The sequence below is a fragment of the Methylophaga sp. OBS4 genome (genome assembly GCF_026319305.1).
Lineage (GTDB): Bacteria > Pseudomonadota > Gammaproteobacteria > Nitrosococcales > Methylophagaceae > Methylophaga.
In genome coordinates, this window is the sequence record NZ_JAPDMV010000009.1 from 61,748 (window position 1) to 78,827 (window position 17,080).

A 17,080-nucleotide genomic window follows, 5' to 3' on the forward strand; every position below is an offset into this window, starting at 1 on the left:
CTCCAATAACCCCATTAAAAAGAAGGCTTAAATGTCAGCATCCCATCCAATTATTGCCGTTACCGGCTCTTCAGGCGCCGGCACATCTACTGTAAAGCATGCTTTCGAAGATATTTTCCGCCGGGCCAATATCAAACCCGTTGTCGTTGAAGGTGACAGTTTTCATAAATACAGCCGCGAAGAAATGCGCGCTGAAGTGGCTAAAGCGGAAGCAGAAGGCAGAACCCTGACCCACTTCGGCCCGGAAGCGAATTGCCTGGATAAGCTGGAGCATTTGTTCCATACCTATTCCGAAACCGGCCGTGGCGAGAAGCGTTACTACATTCATGATAAGTGCGAAGCGGCCAAATACAACCAAGACCCCGGCACCTTTACCGAGTGGAAAGAAATCGATAATGACAGCGATTTACTGTTTTACGAAGGTTTGCATGGCGGTGCGGTGACCGATGACGTCAATATCGCCCAGTACACCGATCTATTGATCGGCGTGGTGCCGGTTATCAACATCGAATGGATTCAAAAAATAAAACGTGACTGCTCCAACCGGGGTTATTCGCAGGAGGCAGTGGTCGATGTCATCCTGAAGCGGATGCCGGATTATATTCACCACATCACGCCGCAGTTTTCACGCACCCATATCAATTTCCAGCGGGTGCCGCTGATCGATACCTCGAACCCGTTTGTGATGCGTGAAATCCCGACCGCGGATGAAAGCCTGTGCGTGATCCGTTTCAAAGAGCCGGAAAAGGCGGATTTCCCCTATTACCTGTCGATGCTGAAAGACTCGTTTATGTCGCGGCCGAACAATATCGTGGTGCCGGGCGTGAAAATGGGCTTGGCGATGGAAATCATTCTGACACCATTTGTTGAAGAGATGATGGCGAAACGCAAGCGCGGTTTAAAGGCGCCGTCAACGCCAGCATCAAGAGTGGCGTAACGCTTGATTTCACTCCCTGATTTTACCCCAGTTTAACGGACACCTCCGAAGCGCTCGGGGCGGTTCATCTTTTTGCTGACAACCGGAGTAACAACATGACAGAGTTCAATTCTTATTCACAGGCCGACATAAAAAATCGTTGGCTAATAGCGCTGTCTGCCGTTGGTATACATATCTCGATCGGCTCCGTATATGCCTGGAGTGTATTTAACCTTCCGCTTAAAAATGCCTTTGACTGGGGGCAAAGCGATATCGCCATCACCTTTAGCCTGGCCATTTTTTTCCTTGGCATGTCGGCTGCCGTGATGGGCCATTTTGTTGAACGTCATGGCCCACGGAAATCCGGCATGGTCGCCGCTGCCTTTTGGGGTGTTGGCCTTATGGTCGCAAGCCTCGGGATCAAGCTTGGCGTCATTGAGATCCTCTGGTTAGGCTATGGAATACTGGGAGGCATTGGTCTCGGCATTGGCTACATCACACCGGTTTCGACCCTGGTGAAATGGTTTCCGGACCGGCGTGGTTTGGCAACCGGATTGGCAATTATGGGGTTTGGCTTTGGCGCGGCTATTGGTGGCCCGGTTTACGATCGCATTATGTCCAATGTTGCAGCCGCTAAGCTTGAACTCACCACAGCAGAATATCGAGCAGGCATAGCCAGCTACAATTCGGCCAAAAAGATGCTTAAAGATATTCAACTAAACAATGAGTCCGGTATCAACTACGACATGGAAAGATTGTTGGGCACCGTTAAAAATGGCAACAAGGAAGAGATACTGAATCTGTTGCCGGAAAAACTGACAAAAGATGCCAAACCCCAACTGGACAAGCTTAATACGGCACTGAACAGCCGGGAACTTACATCATTCTGGCAATTGAAAGGCTCAGAGCAGTTCAAGCGCGCCATTGCATCGGGGATTTCGGTTACCTTTCTGGTCGCGGGCCTGACCTATCTGCTTATCATGATTGCGGCCGCAAGTTACATCACACGTCCGCCTCAAGGCTGGATGCCTGCCCGTATGAAAGCTGATGTTGAATCCGGCAAAAAGAAATTGATACCGGATTTGACGCAGATGACCGCAAATGCAGCCATAAAAAAAGCGCCTTTCTATGGTTTATGGACCATGATGTTTATCAACATCTCCTGCGGTATTGGCATCATTTACAGTGCCTCACCATTAGCACAGGAAAATATCGGGTTAACCCCTGGAGAAGCGGCTGCCGTGGTGGGAATGATGGCCATTTTTAATGGATTAGGCCGTATCGGCTGGGCATCTTTTTCCGACTTTCTGGGTCGTGCCAATACCTATACCCTATTTTTTGTACTACAGATTGCCGCCTTCTATTTCCTGCCCAATATTACCAGCGTACTTCTGTTCCAGGTTGTGCTCTACCTGATTCTGACTTGTTATGGCGGCGGTTTTGCAACATTGCCGGCATACATTGGCGATCTTTTTGGTACGAAAGAATTAGGGGCCATTCACGGTTATGTACTCACTGCCTGGGCCATGGCCGGCGTCTTTGGGCCACAGATTGTTGCCCGGCTCTATGAGGCGACCGGCTCTTACGAAACCGTGTTGCAAGTATTCTCGGGTATCTTTGCCGTTGCTCTTGCCGTGAGCATCCTGATGACTATTTATATCATCAATGCCAGGCACCGGATGACGGCAGTGACAATTTTCAAGTTTCATGATCAGGATTTTATTAGATCCCAGACCAATTTATTAACCGCTGACGGCAAGTCCGCAGTCAATACAAAACTCGATCGCGATTATCCAAGCTATCAGGCATTAATTAACAAGAAATCTTATATCGGCGAAGCTATTTTATTTGGCAAGCATTATGAGACCCGTTATGCACCACTTACCAATGAAGAAGACCAACTGACAGGCGCTATATTTGTTGGCAATCAACAATAATGGGTAACGCTTCAGCAGGCGGCTAGATGAGGCGTGGCTGCCGTTAATCACTTCGGACTTGATGATCACGCTGCCGCCTTCCCGGTTGTATTTGATCGTATTGGACAACAGGTTGAGCATGACCTGTTTGGGAATCAAGGGGTCGTGCAACTTGATTTGACATCTATTTCAAGTGTTCCGGCCCCTTGATTCGTTGTTTATTTTTCACTGATTTTTTTCTTTTGAATAGTAACGACTTGACGCGTTGTTAAGCCCTCATTTTTAAGCCAAAATGGCTACGAACTGTCTTCAACAGTAACTGATAAGGTCTTAGGCTAAATTCGATCACATCAAATTGGCTTGTGGCTTCACATGATGAGCTCTAGTTTGATTTGAACGTTAGGGTTCTCTTATCAACAATTCGGGAAGGTCAGGCAATGACAGATACACGAAAATATTCATCCAAAGTGGTAGACGGCACTGGCAAAGCACCTGCCAGAGCGATGTTACGCGCTGTTGGTTTCAATGATGCTGATTTTCAGAAACCTCAAATTGGCATCGCCTCGACCTGGAGCATGGTCACTCCATGCAATATGCACATTAATCAACTGGCCGACTTCGCCTGCGAGGGAGCCGACGAAGCAGGCGGTAAAGGGGTTATATTCAACACAATCACCATCTCTGATGGCATCTCAAATGGCACCACTGGCATGAAATATTCATTGGTGTCTCGTGAAGTGATTGCAGACTCGATCGAGGCCGTCGCTGGCTGTCAAGGATTCGATGGACTGGTGGCAATTGGTGGCTGTGATAAAAACATGCCGGGTTGTCTGATCGGCCTTGCCCGCCTCAATCGCCCCGCCGTATTTGTCTATGGCGGGACGATTCAACCCGGCGCAAATCATACTGATATTGTTTCGGTGTTCGAGGCAGTTGGAAAACACGCCCGGGGGGATATGACGTCAGCGGAATTGAAACAGATTGAAAAAACGGCCATTCCCGGCGCCGGATCGTGTGGGGGCATGTACACAGCCAACACTATGGCTTCAGCAATTGAAGCATTGGGTATGAGCCTGCCTGACAGTTCTGCACAAGAAGCCGTGTCTCCCTCAAAAGCAGAGGATTGCCGCCGGGCAGGCGCTGCGGTTATGTCTCTGCTTGAGCAGGACATCAAACCCACCGACATCATGACGAAGCAGGCCTTTGAAAATGCCATTACCACATTAATCGCGCTGGGAGGCTCGACCAACGCCGTTTTACATCTTTTAGCGATGGCCCATGCGGTGGATGTTGAACTCACATTAGATGATTTTGCACGAATCGGCCATCAAGTTCCGGTGTTAGCTGACCTGCGTCCCAGCGGCAAATATATGATGTCAGAACTCATTGCCATCGGTGGCATTCAACCATTGATGAAAAGTCTTTTAGCGAGGGGTCTGCTACATGGAGATTGTCTGACAGTGACAGGCAAAACCCTGGCTGAAAATCTGGCAGATGTGGCTCCCTATCCTGCCGATCAGGACATCATCCGCTCATTTGACCAGCCCATCAAAAAAGACAGCCATCTCGTCATTCTCAAAGGCAATTTGGCGCCTGAAGGCGCTGTCGCTAAAATCACCGGCAAAGAAGGTTTACGTTTTACCGGCAGAGCCCGGGTGTTCCATTCTGAAGAAGAGGCTCAACGGGACATTTTGAATGGCACCGTGATTAAAGGTGATGTCATCGTTATCCGTTATGAGGGCCCTAAAGGCGGCCCAGGTATGCGGGAAATGCTAAGCCCCACTTCAGCCGTTATCGGCAAAGGTCTTGGTAACGACGTTGCCTTAATAACCGATGGCCGTTTCTCTGGAGGCAGCCACGGCTTTGTGGTCGGTCACATTACCCCGGAAGCCTTCGAAGGCGGCCCTATTGCACTAATTGAAAATGGTGATGAGATTACTATTGATGCAGAAACCGCTGAAATAACCGTTCACCTGAGCGATACGGAGCTCCAAAAAAGACGCATGACATGGAAACCTATTCCACCCCGCTATACCCGGGGACTTTTAGCGAAATATGCAAAAACCGTTTCCTCGGCTTCTGAAGGCGCAGTCACCGATAAAAACCTATAAGCAGGCATTTTACGTTCAAGGGGTCGTTCAAGGGGCCGCGTTCAAGGGGCCGTAACGTTCAAGGGGCCGTAACACTTGAACCTATCTCATATTTAAAATGACTTGCCAGAAATATTTGTTGTCTCACCAAACGAATGGTTTCAAGTTCAAAGTCGCGGCTGAAACGCCTTCTTATTGTCATGGACTAGCTCTTCACATACTAACCAATTCTAAGGTACGTGAAACCTGGGGCAGTCCACGATCAGGCATCTTGCTGACGAAGCAATTCAACCTCTAATGCCCGTTGAAACTCACGTTGTCTTTGCTGAGCTTGTTGTTCGACTTCTGATATTTGTTCAAGCATGGCTTCAGAGCCAGGGCCGACTGCGGCTCTTGTTCTTTCAAGCCAACACAACGCTTCATCCGGGTCTTGATGTTCTATGGTTTTATTGATTAACGCTGTGGCGAGAGCGAGCATGGATTCCGCTTGCCCTGTTTCAGCGGCTTTCCGCAAATCCGTTTCGGTCTCACATGGCGCTTGCTTCTCTTCATGTCGCTCTTTAAGTGTTTTCATGATTAGATTCTCCTTCTTTGTTGTGTTCTGATATCTGACGGAGCCTTCATCATTTAACTGCAGATTAAACTTAGACCTCATGAGCAGCGGATCTTCTCAATTGATCAAGGGGGCTGATCCTGAGGTATCCCCACAAATTTCAGCACATTTCCGTTCAAGGGAGCGTAACACTGATTTCGTTATTTGTTCGGATGTTTTTAAGCCCTTTTAGGAAGGAGACGCTCTATCCAGCTGAGCGACGGGTATGCATTAGCAGCGACGATGCTAAGTGCTGCTGATGGCAATGAGCACCTATTGATCGACTATGATTTATCAGTCAACACTAAAAGAAAAGGGGAGTCTGAACTCCCCTTTTTGAATGGTTTAAACCACTAGCCCCAATCAGATGCGGTCGCTGCTGAGGTATTTTTCTCCTCTTTGGCTGCTTCAGCAATCATGACTTCAGTGGTTAACATAAGACCAGCGATTGAACACGCATTTTGAAGCGCTGTACGTGTTACTTTAGCCGGGTCGATAATACCCATCTCCAGCATGTCACCATAGTCGCCGGTCTGTGCGTTGTAGCCATAAGTACCTTTCTCAGAACGTACTTTTTCTATGACAACACTTGCCTCAGCACCCGCATTAGTGACGATTTGCCTGAAAGGCTCCTCCATTGCTGTGAGGGCAATACGGGCACCTGCCTGCTGGTCCTCATTAGCCAGTTTCAGGTCTTTTGCCTTAACCGAATCAGCAACTCGGATCAGGCTGAGACCACCACCCGCGACGATGCCTTCTTCTACCGCTGCCCGGGTCGCGTGGAAGGCATCATCAACCAAGTCTTTTTTCTCTTTCATTTCGACTTCCGTGGCCGCGCCAACCCGGATTACGGCGACCCCTCCGGCCAACTTGGCAAGACGTTCCTGCAGTTTTTCCTTGTCGTAGTCAGAGGTCGAATGCTCAATTTCAGTTTTGATTTGAGTCATACGAGCCTGAATGGTCTTGTTATCGCCAGCACCATCAACAACGGTGGTCGCATCCTTACCAACAAGCACACGTTTAGCGCTGCCGAGCTGATCCAGAGTTACAGACTCCAGTGACAATCCCACTTCTTCACTGATGACGGTCGCTCCGGTCAGCACAGCAATATCCTGCAGCATTGCTTTGCGACGGTCACCGAAGCCCGGGGCTTTCACCGCTGCCACTTTGAGAATGCCTCTGAGTTGGTTGACGACCAGTGTTGACAGGGCTTCGCCTTCAACCTCTTCTGCAATTAACAACAGCGGCCGACTTTCTTTGGCTACCACTTCTAATGTAGGCAGGAGGTCGCGAATAGAGCTGATTTTCTTGTCAAACAACAGGACATATGGATTTTCCAGCTCTGCCAGCATTTTCTCCTGGTTGTTGATGAAATAAGGCGACAGGTAGCCACGGTCAAACTGCATACCCTCTACGACTTCGAGTTCGTTCTCTAATGACTTGCCTTCTTCAACGGTCACCACACCGTCTTTACCGACCTTATCCATGGCTTGAGCCAGAATGTCGCCAATGTCTGTGTTCCAGTTTGCAGACACGGTGGCAACCTGGCGGATTGCGTTATTATCATCACAAGGTTTGGCCAGAGCGTGCAGCTCTTCTGTTGCAGCTTTGACGACAGCATCAATGCCACGCTTGAGATCCATAGGGTTCATCCCCGCCGCAATGGCTTTGTGGCCTTCTCTTATCACAGCCTGTGCCAACACTGTAGCTGTTGTCGTACCATCACCCGCCACATCGGCAGTTTTTGAAGAAACCTCTTTGACCATCTGCGCGCCCATGTTCTGGAACTTGTCAGCAAGTTCAATTTCCTTGGCGACAGCTACCCCATCCTTGGTCACTCTTGGCGCACCAAAGCTCTTGCTTAACACCACATTTCTACCCTTGGGTCCAAGAGTCGCTTTCACAGCATTCGCTAAAATGTTGACACCTTCAATCATGCGTTCACGCGCATCATTTGAAAATCTCACATCTTTTGCACTCATGCGACTTTCTCCTCTACTTTGTCTTGTTCAACGATGGCAAGAATATCCGACTCTTTCATGATTAGAAGTGTCTCACCATCGACTTTTATTTCTGAACCGGCGTATTGGCCAAAAAGCACGCGATCCGTTACTTTTACAGCCAAAGCACGCCGCTCACCAGAAGCGGTCACCGCACCCTCGCCCACTGCCAGCACTTCACCTTGTGTCGGTTTTTCTGTGGCATTGTCAGGAATAATGATGCCGCTTTTTGTTGTGGTTTCAACCTCTAAACGGCGAACAACCACACGATCATTGAGAGGTTTTAAATTCATCAAACTCCTCCTAAAATGATAGATAACCATGTACTTTTGATTCAGGGGGTAAGTCCCTGATCATCCAATTATTTGGGGAATGGAAAATTGATTTCAAGAGGCTGATTGAAAAAATTTTTATGTCTGGAGGTTGCCATGAAAACAACACAAAAAGTGGTGTCTACACAACGGCTTAACGAGTGGTTAAAAGACAGGCTTCAACACGAATCTCGTCACACCATTCCGCCTTTCACTGAAGATACGGTCTCCTATCTCGTCAATCTTCTCGTTTATTTTTCTCAGAGTCAGAACTTTTTCACCCGGAGCGAGCATGGCATAACTTTCCCTAGCCTTGCTTTTTTGTATCGCGATGCCAGCCAGGCAAAAACGACTACCAGTAAACTGATCACATTGCGTCGGCTGGGTGATTCCGCCCTGTTCATTGGCGCCATGTTTCCAGAAAAATTAGGTCGGGTCGGCATTAAAAAAGACTATTACATCGGTATGGGCGGTGGGGCTTATAGTGCGCTCGCCGACTACAATTACGGCAACCCTGAGGTATTTAGTGAGTTATCAGCCCGATTCCCCAAGTTTCTGCAAGTCACTGCAAGAGTCTGTACCCGTGAGGTTCAGTTTGATGCTGAAGAAATCTTCATGCTTTACGAGCGTTGGCGCTCTTCCAGAGATGAGCTTTTGAAAAGACAACTGATGTCCGTTGGTATCAGCACATTTGATGAGGACCGCATCCATTAGCGGACGCTATATGAATCAAGGGGTCGTATGAATCAAGGTGAATCAAGGGGTCGTAACACTTGAATTCTTAGGCACCATTTAATCTGGCTTATAAGATCAGCAACAAAGTGTTTTGACGTAAGCAGGTATATTTTCCAGCCCCTGACGCATCTCTCCTTTATTCCTGGCCGAAAGCCACTGCTGACTCGATGTCGGCGTTTTCCCAGGCCTTGTCGAACGCTTCCTGTACCGTCTCGGCTTCATCTTCGTGGCCTTGTGCCCGTAGCGCCGAAGCCAGACCATATAAAGACCAACCGTTTTTGGGGAAGCGCTCAAGATCCTCACGGAATGCTTGCTCAGCCTTTTCGTAACGACCAGCCACCAGCAACGCGGGCCCAAGATCCTGACGCACCGGCACGGTCCATTCCGGCGGTTCGCCGTAGAGCAAGGCATCTTCCTTCTTTACAGCCTCACGCAGATTGCGCTCGGCTTCGTCGTAACGTTTCGCAGCCGTGTCGATCCAACCGGCAAGCACCTTGTCGGCAACAGCGAGCAAGTCGGCAGACTCGTTGAACTCCATATGAATGCCAGTCACGACTTCGCTATTTACAATGTTCCGCAGTTTTTCCAGTTCAGTTACCGCCGCCTCCAGATCGCCGCTGGCTGCGAAAGCCCGGCCACGGGCGTAGTGCCACATGGCAGTCGCGTGTGACAACGATGCATCGGGTGACGGCGTATCCAAAATCTCCTGCCAGCGGGCGAAGCGAGTCCTTACCAGCAGAGGCCTGATTGACCAGTGTTGCAGGAAATCCATACCCGGCTGACCTAGCAGCTCCCGGGGCAGCAGGTTAGCCACTTTTTCCGCGGCTTCTATCGACGCCTGGCTTTGGCCGAGCATCATGGTAGCAAAGGCAAGAAAGTCATAGTTGTGAGGATAATAACCGGCCGTATACATGCCCATTGCCGGATTCTGATCGCGGATGTAGGTTTCGTCCGCATGAATGGCGTGCTGATTGGCCTTAACCGCATCGAGGTAACGGCCCACACGAATATAGATATGGCCTGGCATATGAACCAGGTGTCCCGCGCCCGGCATCAGGTCGGCAAGCCGTTCGGCACAGTCCACGGCGCGTTCCGGGTAAAGTTTTTCCACAGCATGAATGAAAAAATGGCATGCTCCCGGATGGTTCGGGTTCTCTCCGATCACGGCTTCCAGCCTGGTCAGCGCCTCAGCGATACCGGGTTTGGGCGTGCCGTCATCCTCCCAGTAATCCCATGGACGCAGATCCATCAGCGACTCGGCGAACAAGACCTGGATATCCTGATCGTCAGGGTAGGCCGCAGCCACGCCGGCCATAGCTTCCGAATATGCCCGGTCCAGGTGAGCCCGGTCCTCAGGGGGCTCCTTCGCATAGCGAACCTCTAAAGCATCGATCAGGACCTGCTCGCGTTCGTTGCCATGCTCCCGTCTTGCCAGCGCCTCCTGCATCGCAGCATAGGCCGCCCGGCCTGAAGGCTCATCCATAGGAAGATTGATGTTGGGTCCCCAGGCCAGTGCTTCACCCCACCAGCACATTGCGCACTGCGGGTCCAGCTCCTGGGCTACCCGAAATGCCCGAATCGCCTCGGCATGATTAAAAGCGTAATACAGCCGCATACCTTGATTAAAATAGGCCTGCACTTGCGGCAAGTCAGTACTGATAGCGTAGTGGTGCTCGCCAAGGTTATCGTAGAGTGGCACCGCCGGAGTATTCTCTTCCATGGCGGATTTATCATCCGCAGCTTGTATCTCCCCGGCGTTTTCCTGTCGATCACAAGCCATGAGTAGACATACCGTTATCAGGACCAGAATCTGTTGACCAATTAACTTGATATTCATAATCAATGTCCTAATCTTAATGGCCGGTGAAGACAGTATAGATCGGCTCGGGTCAATAGGTACGTGTAGCGGATGCTGTGGAACATGGCTTCGAATCAAGGGACCGTAACACTTGGAGCAAAGGTCAGATTGATTAGACGCGTAAATCGTCTGTTCTCAAGCCAGGAGACGGTGTTAATTACATCCTATTCCAATCAAACTTGAATCTTTGGTAAGGCCTGATAACAGTTACGCAGAAATTAATACAGTCTCCGGCTTCCCGAAGTTTATTCAAGTCTCTCTTCCGGCTCAGGTCTACCAAAGTAAAACCCCTGATAATTGTCACAATGATGATCCATCAAAAAAGTTAATTCTTCAACACTCTCGACTCCTTCAGCTATGGTTTTCATACCCAGTGAGTGAGCCATCGTGATAATGGCTTTAACAATACCTTGATTTTTCTCTTCCACGTGTACATCTCTAACAAAGCTGAGGTCGATTTTCAGCGTGTCAATGGGAAACTGACGCAAATATGCAAGACTGGAGTAGCCGGTCCCAAAATCATCAATTGCCAGCCCCACACCAAGTGCTTTCAAGGCCTTCAATGTACGCAAGGTGTACTTCATATCCAGCATCGTGACATGTTCGGTTATTTCCAGCTCCACCAGATGAGAGGGCACACCAAACGAACTCATACACCATTCCAACTCGTCAACAAATTGAGGTTTTGAAAACAGTGAAGCCGAAACGTTAATTGCTACCGGCAATAAATTGTCGGAGCTTTGCCCCTGCCATGTTGCGATCTGAGCAATGACATTTTGTATCACCCACCGATCAATATCGGCGATTTGACCACTCGCCTCAGTGGCCGCTATGAATTCCGCCGGAGAAACCATACCTTCTCCGGGTTTATTCCAGCGCACCAGAGCCTCATAGCCTACCCTTGTCGCTAAACCGTTTGAATACGTGACTTTGGGCTGATAATACAAACACAGTTCATTATCCCTGATCGCGCGCTCCAGATCTCGCCTCAGTGTTAACCGATACTGCACGCTGTCCTGCATGGCCTGGGCGAAAAATGCATAACGGCCACGGCCATCAGCCTTGGCCTGATACATTGCGGTATCAGCTGCCTGGATTAATGCTTCCAGTGTTTCGCCGTCCTGTGGATATGTTGCAATCCCGATACTCGCACCAATCTGCAGCGTTTCGCCCGGTAACTGGTAACTCCGACTAGCATCCTCAATCAGGCGCTCAGCCAACAACGAGGCATCGGTGCCCTGTCCCTGCATCAGGATAATAAACTCATCACCACCGAAACGACTAAAGGTATCGGTTTCCCGAACATGCTTTCTCAACCGATGCCCGACCTGCTTCAGTAACTCATCACCACAATGGTGGCCAAGGGCGTCATTGACCTGTTTGAATTCATCCAGATCAATAAACAGCAACGCCCACGATAATCCTTCACGGCGCGACCGGCCCACAGCCTGCTGAAAGCGATCCTTTAGTAAGGCACGATTAGGCAAGCCAGTCAGCTGATCATAATTGGCCAGATGCTGGATCTTTTCTTCAGCCTGCAAGTGTTCGGTAACATCCTCCATGATCGCGATCAGGTGCAGAATGTCGCCATGCTCATCAAGCACTGCTGATATAGTTCCACGCTGCAGATACAGCTCGCCGTCTTTTCGTTTGTTCCAAAATTCTCCCGACCATGAACCCTTTGTCTGTAATTCATGGAACAGATTGCGATAAAAGTCACGATCCTGTCTGCCAGACTGCAGCATTCGCGGGTTGTTACCTATCGCCTCTTTCCGTGTATATCCGGTAATTCGGGTAAAGGCAGGGTTAACATTCAGAATAGTGCCCTGAGAATTGGCAATGATGATCGATTCTCGGCTGTACTGAAAAACTTCGGCAACCTGCTTTAATTGGGCACGGCTCTCGAACATGGCAATGGCAAAACCGAGGTCATCGGCCATTTCCTGAAACAACCGACGGATATCCGGATCAAATGCCTCCGACTGTTTTGAGAATACACTTAAAATAGCCACCAGCTGCGCGCCTTTTTTTATCGGGAAAGCGGCCGTACTGCCGTTAGATATTGGTTTCAGCCTGCATTGTATGTATTTCGGGCACAGGCCGCAGTGTGCAAAATAAACGCTGCTGTTGTGCTGAATCACCTGTTGAACCAGCTCACAGCGTGCATCGATCTTCTGCTCAGAGGGCAACGGATCGTGTGCCTGATTTACACATAAGGTGGCGAAAGACTCCGGTAATGTCGAGTCATCTGTTCGGGTCACGCAGACCTGTTGAAAATCACTTTCGTCAATGATGAGCTGACAGATTTTGCCAAACGACTGTTGCTCGTCCAGCTGATTATTAACCAGCAGCTGATTCACCCGACTGAGCATTTCATACATGTTGCGCTGCTTATGTTCTTGCGCCAGCGACAAATCCCGCTCACGCACCAGCACACCCAATAGCCATACAACCAAAGTATTGATGATCATAAAAACCGAAAGCGCCATCATGCTGTGTTGAGCTTGGCCAATATTGCCCGCCGTTACCGAATCCGCCCAGAAACTGACGATGCTCACCAGCAGCATAACCAGCAGGCTCTGAGATAACCGCAGATGGATGGCGATAAATACCATGACCGGCACCAACAAATAACTATAGGTCGCCAATGAACGGCCTGCCGGATTCGCCACCATAAAGATCACTGCAGCAATCGCCAGAGCCATAAGCAACCCCCAAACAAAACGCAGGGAAAGCTGGGAGGCCTTACGCCAATTCAAGCGCCTGCAGTCGTTCAGCCAAAACAATAATAAGGGGGCAACCAGCACCAAAGAGGTGAAACGGCGCAAAAACCACCAGATAAATTCCTCACTGACAGCTTCGATCGATAGCGGGATATTGGTCCATAATTCCACCAGTAGCGATTGCGCAAATGATGACAGCAGCACCGGCACAAGGACTGCGTATAATAAAAATGCCAGTGCTTTGCGCAGGGTGTCCGGTAAACAAGCAGCGGCAGCAAACCGCTGCAACAACACGAACCCCAGCCAGGCTTGCAGAATCAAAGTGCAGCTTGCAATTGCCGCGACCAGCGATTGGACTTCGGAGAATGTAACTTTCGTTATCCAATCCAATGCGAAAACGCCCAGCAGGAATAAGCCATGCTGCAATAAGCGGGGTTGACGCCGATTCAGATCAAGCAACGCCACCAGCAGGAAGCCGCCATTAAAAAGATAGGAGGTCAAGCCATAGGCCTGATCAACGATTAAATGTCCAACTGTGAGCGTGACGGCATAGGTAGTCCACCAGACTAAAAGTGTTTTCCAGTTAAAAGTAGATGTTATATTGGCCGCTCTATTACCATCCTTCGCTTTATATATTGTCATTCAAGAGGCCTTACCGCCTGGAAACTACAAATGAACAGCACTGACGCTGCCAATTATCTCACTGGCAACCCGGATCAACGAAATCACCTTATCCACGGCATTGAGTGTGATAGCTTCTTTGGTCATACCAAATACCACGTAACAGGCCCTATCTTGCACAAACTGTGCTCCTCTTTTTAACTTGGGCCACAAGCACCATCACCGCCCACGCCGGTTAAAACAAGATTTATTGCAGATTAGCCAACAGCGGAGAAATCGGTTTGTTTTGAACCCACGCCCTTCCCCCTTTTCGTCACTGTCATGATAAATGCTAATCTTCTTCCCCTGTTCAGGGAAGACTTCATTTTTGAGTCCCATGTACAATTCATTCCAAGCGCATTCAACATTCAAAGGGTCGTAACACTTGAAATTAAACCCACTCGTTCGAGTGGGTCATCCGGCATCATTCACAGGCAAGCCAAACAAAATTGAAGTGCCGTTGAAGCGTAATCCGCCAAAATTATTGCAGCCGTACACGGTGTTGCTGTTCAGGTATTGGAAATCATTTTTTGCATCCGCAGCGGGCCTTGCTGTACCAGGCTACTAAATACCTGAACCAGTGAGGCACCGGCAACCCTCAGTTGCTGTATCTCCTCAGTGGAGCTTATCCCGCCGACAACAATCAGCGGAAAACCATCATTCGCTGATTTCAATCTGCGTACATAATCACTCACTTGCCTGATATCCGGCCAGTTCTCAAAGGCAATGACCACACCATCAAACCGTTGCGCTTTTAACGATAGCAGGACTTCAGCAATGTGCTCATTACGCCCGTGGTCAATAGCAATTTTTGCCACAATTGGCACGTAACGACCATAGTCTGATGCCAATTGACTGTGGCTGTGCTTGATATTTGTTAAGAATGACTTTAACTCTTCGGGATCAAGTGAGGGATCACGCGTTGGGCTATTCGGGCGGCTCAGATTAATGACAATATAGTCAGCGTACGGCCAAAATAAAGCCATGCCTTTTGCGAAGTCGGCCACGGCGTGTTTATTTAAATTCTGGTTAAGACTACCCAGGCTAATTCCCCGGCGTTGCTGACTGTTTTTGTGGTGATGCGTGGCTTTTTTCAGATTATGTAACGTTGCCAGGACGGTACTGTCAGACTCATCTGCAGCATTTACATTAATGGTGCCGATTTCAATAAAACCAAAACCTATCCGTTCAGAATAAGCCAGAAATCTGCCATATCGGTCAAAACCGGCGGCAAGACCCACCGGATTAGGAAAGCTGAGCCCCATTGTTTCTACCGGAAGTGCGGACAATGGCTGCGGATAAGGCAAAACCCTGTTTATCAGGCTGAATATATGAGCGATTAAATAGGCAAGTTTGTATTTATAACCTTTATAACTACCCGTCATCGGCGCTATTAAAAAATGATTGAAATTGAATGGCTTGTTATCCAATGCAATACTTCTTTATCCGTTTCTTAGAGTGCCTGGATGAGTAAATTTGCATAAAAGTAATCAAAGCATCAACGCCTTCAACGGGCATTGCATTGTATAGGCTTGCCCGAATACCGCCCCGTATGCCATGTCCTTTAAGGTTAACAAAGCCGTTTTTTCTGGCTTCACTGAGGAAATCCTCTGTCCGGCTGTTATCTGTTAATTCAAAACAAATATTGACGATAGAGCGGTCGGAAGCAACAACTGTGCATTGGTAAAAACTATCGTTATCGATTAATTCGTAAAGCCGCTTGGCTTTATGCCGATTGGCTTGTTCAATTGCCTTTATCCCGCCTTGTTCCAGTAACCACGAGAACATCAGTCCGGCAATATAAATGCTGTATGTCGGAGGGGTGTTAACCCGGCCGTTATTGCTTGCCTGCCGGCCGTAGTTAAATACAGCAGGCACAATTTCCATTGCTTGATTCAGTAGCGTGCTGTGGATAATGGCAATGGTTAATCCCGTTGGTCCGATATTTTTCTGGGCACTGGCATAGATAAGACCAAACTGCGAGATATCCAACTGGCGAGTCAAAAAATCAGAAGTGACATCCGCAACCAGCGGTATTGGCAGATCGGGAACAGCGTGAAACTGAACCCCATTGGCGGTCTCATTCGTGGTGATATGGCAGTATGCGGCTTCCGGATTCAGTCGCCATTGTTCATAGGGCGGGATATGGTTAAAACCGGAATGTTCGGCACTGGCTGCTATATTGATGTCGCCATACCGTCTTGCTTCATTCAACGCCCGTGTTGACCAATGGCCGGTCTGTATGTAATCAGCTGTTTTTTTCTGTCCCAGCAGATTCATGGCAACAAAGGCAAAATGCGCATAAGCGCCGCCCTGCAGAAACAAAATATGATAATCGTCCGGCAGGTTCACCAAACGACGCAGGTTGTTATGGGCTCCTTCACTGATGGCTTTGTATTCATCCGAGGTGAAGGGCATTTCCATTACCGACATTCCACATCCATGCCAGTCCAGCAGATCTTCTTTAGCTTTGTTTAATACTTCTTTAGGAAGCTGAGCCGGACCGGCAGAAAAATTATACATAGCGAGACAGCTCTGCTCAGGAGAACAAAAATAATCCGTGGGAACCGGAAATCATGAAAAACAATGTGAACACTGACAGGATGGTGTTTGTTCTGGATGATAGAAAAGTGATCCGGGAACAACGAATACGCTCATTATCATCTGCAGCAATAAAACCAAGGACCTTTTTCTGGTGAGGCCAAAGCACAAACCACAGGTTGAGTACCATGATAATTCCCAGCCAAACGCCCAGCCCGATATACACTGAAGAGCCTGACAGTGTTAAGGCTTCAATTAGCAGGCCTTTATACCAAAGCATATAAACCCCCGTTGCCAGTACCACCAGAGAGGCATAGCGGAAAGTGCCATGTTCCCGTTTCATTGCGGCCAGCATTGATCCGGGATCGCTGGGTTGTGCCGGCTTAAACCGCGGATTTTGGATGACATTGGCGTAATTATGTCCCATCCACACAAGTATGCCCAACAGATGAAACCAGCGGGCGAAAATATCAAGAGATGCAGTAAGTGTCATCAAAACTCCATGCGTCAAAATTTATACCTGCAAAACTCGCGGCCAACAAAAACAGTACTGTAATCAGGCCCTTAATTGTCACGCTGCAAGGCATCAATTTGTTATGAACCCAGTTCATGGTTTTTATCAAAGAAAATCTGTTGTGATCGCGCCTTTTTTGCGGAAGACAAGCGGTTTTTCGACTCTATGTGGATTGGTAGAATTAGCCACACAGGATCCAACAACATCGTGCATCGGTGATTTAG

At 48.8% G+C, this 17,080-nt stretch carries 13 protein-coding genes; 4 read left to right on the forward strand and 9 right to left on the reverse strand.

Annotation, left to right across the window (positions count from 1 at the left end; translation table 11 throughout):
* The first annotated feature begins 31 nt into the window (after positions 1 to 31).
* From OMP95_RS04155 to ilvD, 3 genes are all read left to right on the forward strand, one after another.
* A complete protein-coding gene (locus OMP95_RS04155; protein WP_266326245.1) occupies positions 32 to 937 on the forward strand; it encodes a phosphoribulokinase in 906 nt (301 codons plus the stop codon).
* A 95-nt stretch (positions 938 to 1,032) separates the two neighbouring features.
* Positions 1,033 to 2,853: an MFS transporter gene (locus OMP95_RS04160; protein WP_266326247.1), complete on the forward strand. Its 1,821-nt coding sequence runs from the start codon at positions 1,033 to 1,035 to the stop codon at positions 2,851 to 2,853.
* Between the two features lie 416 nt (positions 2,854 to 3,269).
* Positions 3,270 to 4,943: a dihydroxy-acid dehydratase gene (ilvD, locus tag OMP95_RS04165; RefSeq protein WP_266326249.1), complete on the forward strand. Its 1,674-nt coding sequence runs from the start codon at positions 3,270 to 3,272 to the stop codon at positions 4,941 to 4,943.
* Between the two features lie 241 nt (positions 4,944 to 5,184).
* On the opposite strand, the gene OMP95_RS04170 is transcribed toward ilvD, so the two are convergent.
* The 3 genes from OMP95_RS04170 to groES form a co-directional block, all read right to left on the reverse strand.
* Positions 5,185 to 5,496: a hypothetical protein gene (locus tag OMP95_RS04170; RefSeq protein WP_266326251.1), complete on the reverse strand. Its 312-nt coding sequence runs from the start codon at positions 5,494 to 5,496 to the stop codon at positions 5,185 to 5,187.
* A 371-nt stretch (positions 5,497 to 5,867) separates the two neighbouring features.
* Positions 5,868 to 7,496, reverse strand: coding sequence for a chaperonin GroEL (gene groL / locus OMP95_RS04175; RefSeq protein WP_266326253.1), 1,629 nt, complete (start codon positions 7,494 to 7,496; stop codon positions 5,868 to 5,870).
* A complete protein-coding gene (gene groES, locus OMP95_RS04180) occupies positions 7,493 to 7,807 on the reverse strand; it encodes a co-chaperone GroES (protein ID WP_323135106.1) in 315 nt (104 codons plus the stop codon). The genes groL and groES overlap by 4 nt, the downstream gene beginning before the upstream one ends.
* A 135-nt stretch (positions 7,808 to 7,942) precedes the next feature.
* Here groES and OMP95_RS04185 point away from each other — a divergent pair, with 135 nt between their 5' ends.
* Positions 7,943 to 8,539 carry a hypothetical protein gene (locus OMP95_RS04185; protein ID WP_266326257.1) on the forward strand — a complete coding sequence of 199 codons (597 nt, stop codon included), beginning with the start codon at positions 7,943 to 7,945 and terminating at the stop codon, positions 8,537 to 8,539.
* Positions 8,540 to 8,696: 157 nt separating this feature from the next.
* On the opposite strand, the gene OMP95_RS04190 is transcribed toward OMP95_RS04185, so the two are convergent.
* The 6 genes from OMP95_RS04190 to OMP95_RS04215 all read right to left on the reverse strand — a co-directional run bounded on the left by OMP95_RS04190 (position 8,697) and on the right by OMP95_RS04215 (position 16,835).
* Positions 8,697 to 10,397 carry a tetratricopeptide repeat protein gene (locus OMP95_RS04190; RefSeq protein WP_266326259.1) on the reverse strand — a complete coding sequence of 567 codons (1,701 nt, stop codon included), beginning with the start codon at positions 10,395 to 10,397 and terminating at the stop codon, positions 8,697 to 8,699.
* 266 nt (positions 10,398 to 10,663) lie between these two features.
* Positions 10,664 to 13,783: an EAL domain-containing protein gene (locus OMP95_RS04195; RefSeq protein ID WP_266326261.1), complete on the reverse strand. Its 3,120-nt coding sequence runs from the start codon at positions 13,781 to 13,783 to the stop codon at positions 10,664 to 10,666.
* Positions 13,784 to 13,807: 24 nt separating this feature from the next.
* A complete protein-coding gene (locus OMP95_RS04200; protein WP_266326263.1) occupies positions 13,808 to 13,942 on the reverse strand; it encodes a hypothetical protein in 135 nt (44 codons plus the stop codon).
* Positions 13,943 to 14,310: 368 nt separating this feature from the next.
* A complete protein-coding gene (locus OMP95_RS04205) occupies positions 14,311 to 15,231 on the reverse strand; it encodes a hypothetical protein (protein WP_266326265.1) in 921 nt (306 codons plus the stop codon).
* On the reverse strand, positions 15,224 to 16,324 hold the full coding sequence (serC, locus tag OMP95_RS04210) for a 3-phosphoserine/phosphohydroxythreonine transaminase (protein ID WP_266326267.1): 1,101 nt from the start codon (positions 16,322 to 16,324) through the stop codon (positions 15,224 to 15,226). Before serC ends, OMP95_RS04205 begins: the two co-directional genes overlap by 8 nt.
* A 16-nt stretch (positions 16,325 to 16,340) precedes the next feature.
* Entirely contained in the window at positions 16,341 to 16,835 is a 495-nt protein-coding gene (locus OMP95_RS04215; protein ID WP_266326270.1) for a urate hydroxylase PuuD, read from the reverse strand.
* Positions 16,836 to 17,080: the final 245 nt, after the last annotated feature.

What these genes read in the sequence shown, in the direction of transcription:
- OMP95_RS04155 (WP_266326245.1), top strand. Translation starts at nt 32, where the DNA reads ATGTCAGCATCCCATCCAATTATTGCCGTTACCGGCTCTTCAGGCGCC.
- OMP95_RS04160 (WP_266326247.1), top strand. Translation starts at nt 1,033, where the DNA reads ATGACAGAGTTCAATTCTTATTCACAGGCCGACATAAAAAATCGTTGG.
- ilvD (WP_266326249.1), top strand. Translation starts at nt 3,270, where the DNA reads ATGACAGATACACGAAAATATTCATCCAAAGTGGTAGACGGCACTGGC.
- OMP95_RS04170 (WP_266326251.1), bottom strand. Translation starts at nt 5,496, where the DNA reads ATGAAAACACTTAAAGAGCGACATGAAGAGAAGCAAGCGCCATGTGAG.
- groL (WP_266326253.1), bottom strand. Translation starts at nt 7,496, where the DNA reads ATGAGTGCAAAAGATGTGAGATTTTCAAATGATGCGCGTGAACGCATG.
- groES (WP_323135106.1), bottom strand. Translation starts at nt 7,807, where the DNA reads ATGAATTTAAAACCTCTCAATGATCGTGTGGTTGTTCGCCGTTTAGAG.
- OMP95_RS04185 (WP_266326257.1), top strand. Translation starts at nt 7,943, where the DNA reads ATGAAAACAACACAAAAAGTGGTGTCTACACAACGGCTTAACGAGTGG.
- OMP95_RS04190 (WP_266326259.1), bottom strand. Translation starts at nt 10,397, where the DNA reads ATGAATATCAAGTTAATTGGTCAACAGATTCTGGTCCTGATAACGGTA.
- OMP95_RS04195 (WP_266326261.1), bottom strand. Translation starts at nt 13,783, where the DNA reads ATGACAATATATAAAGCGAAGGATGGTAATAGAGCGGCCAATATAACA.
- serC (WP_266326267.1), bottom strand. Translation starts at nt 16,324, where the DNA reads ATGTATAATTTTTCTGCCGGTCCGGCTCAGCTTCCTAAAGAAGTATTA.
- OMP95_RS04215 (WP_266326270.1), bottom strand. Translation starts at nt 16,835, where the DNA reads ATGACACTTACTGCATCTCTTGATATTTTCGCCCGCTGGTTTCATCTG.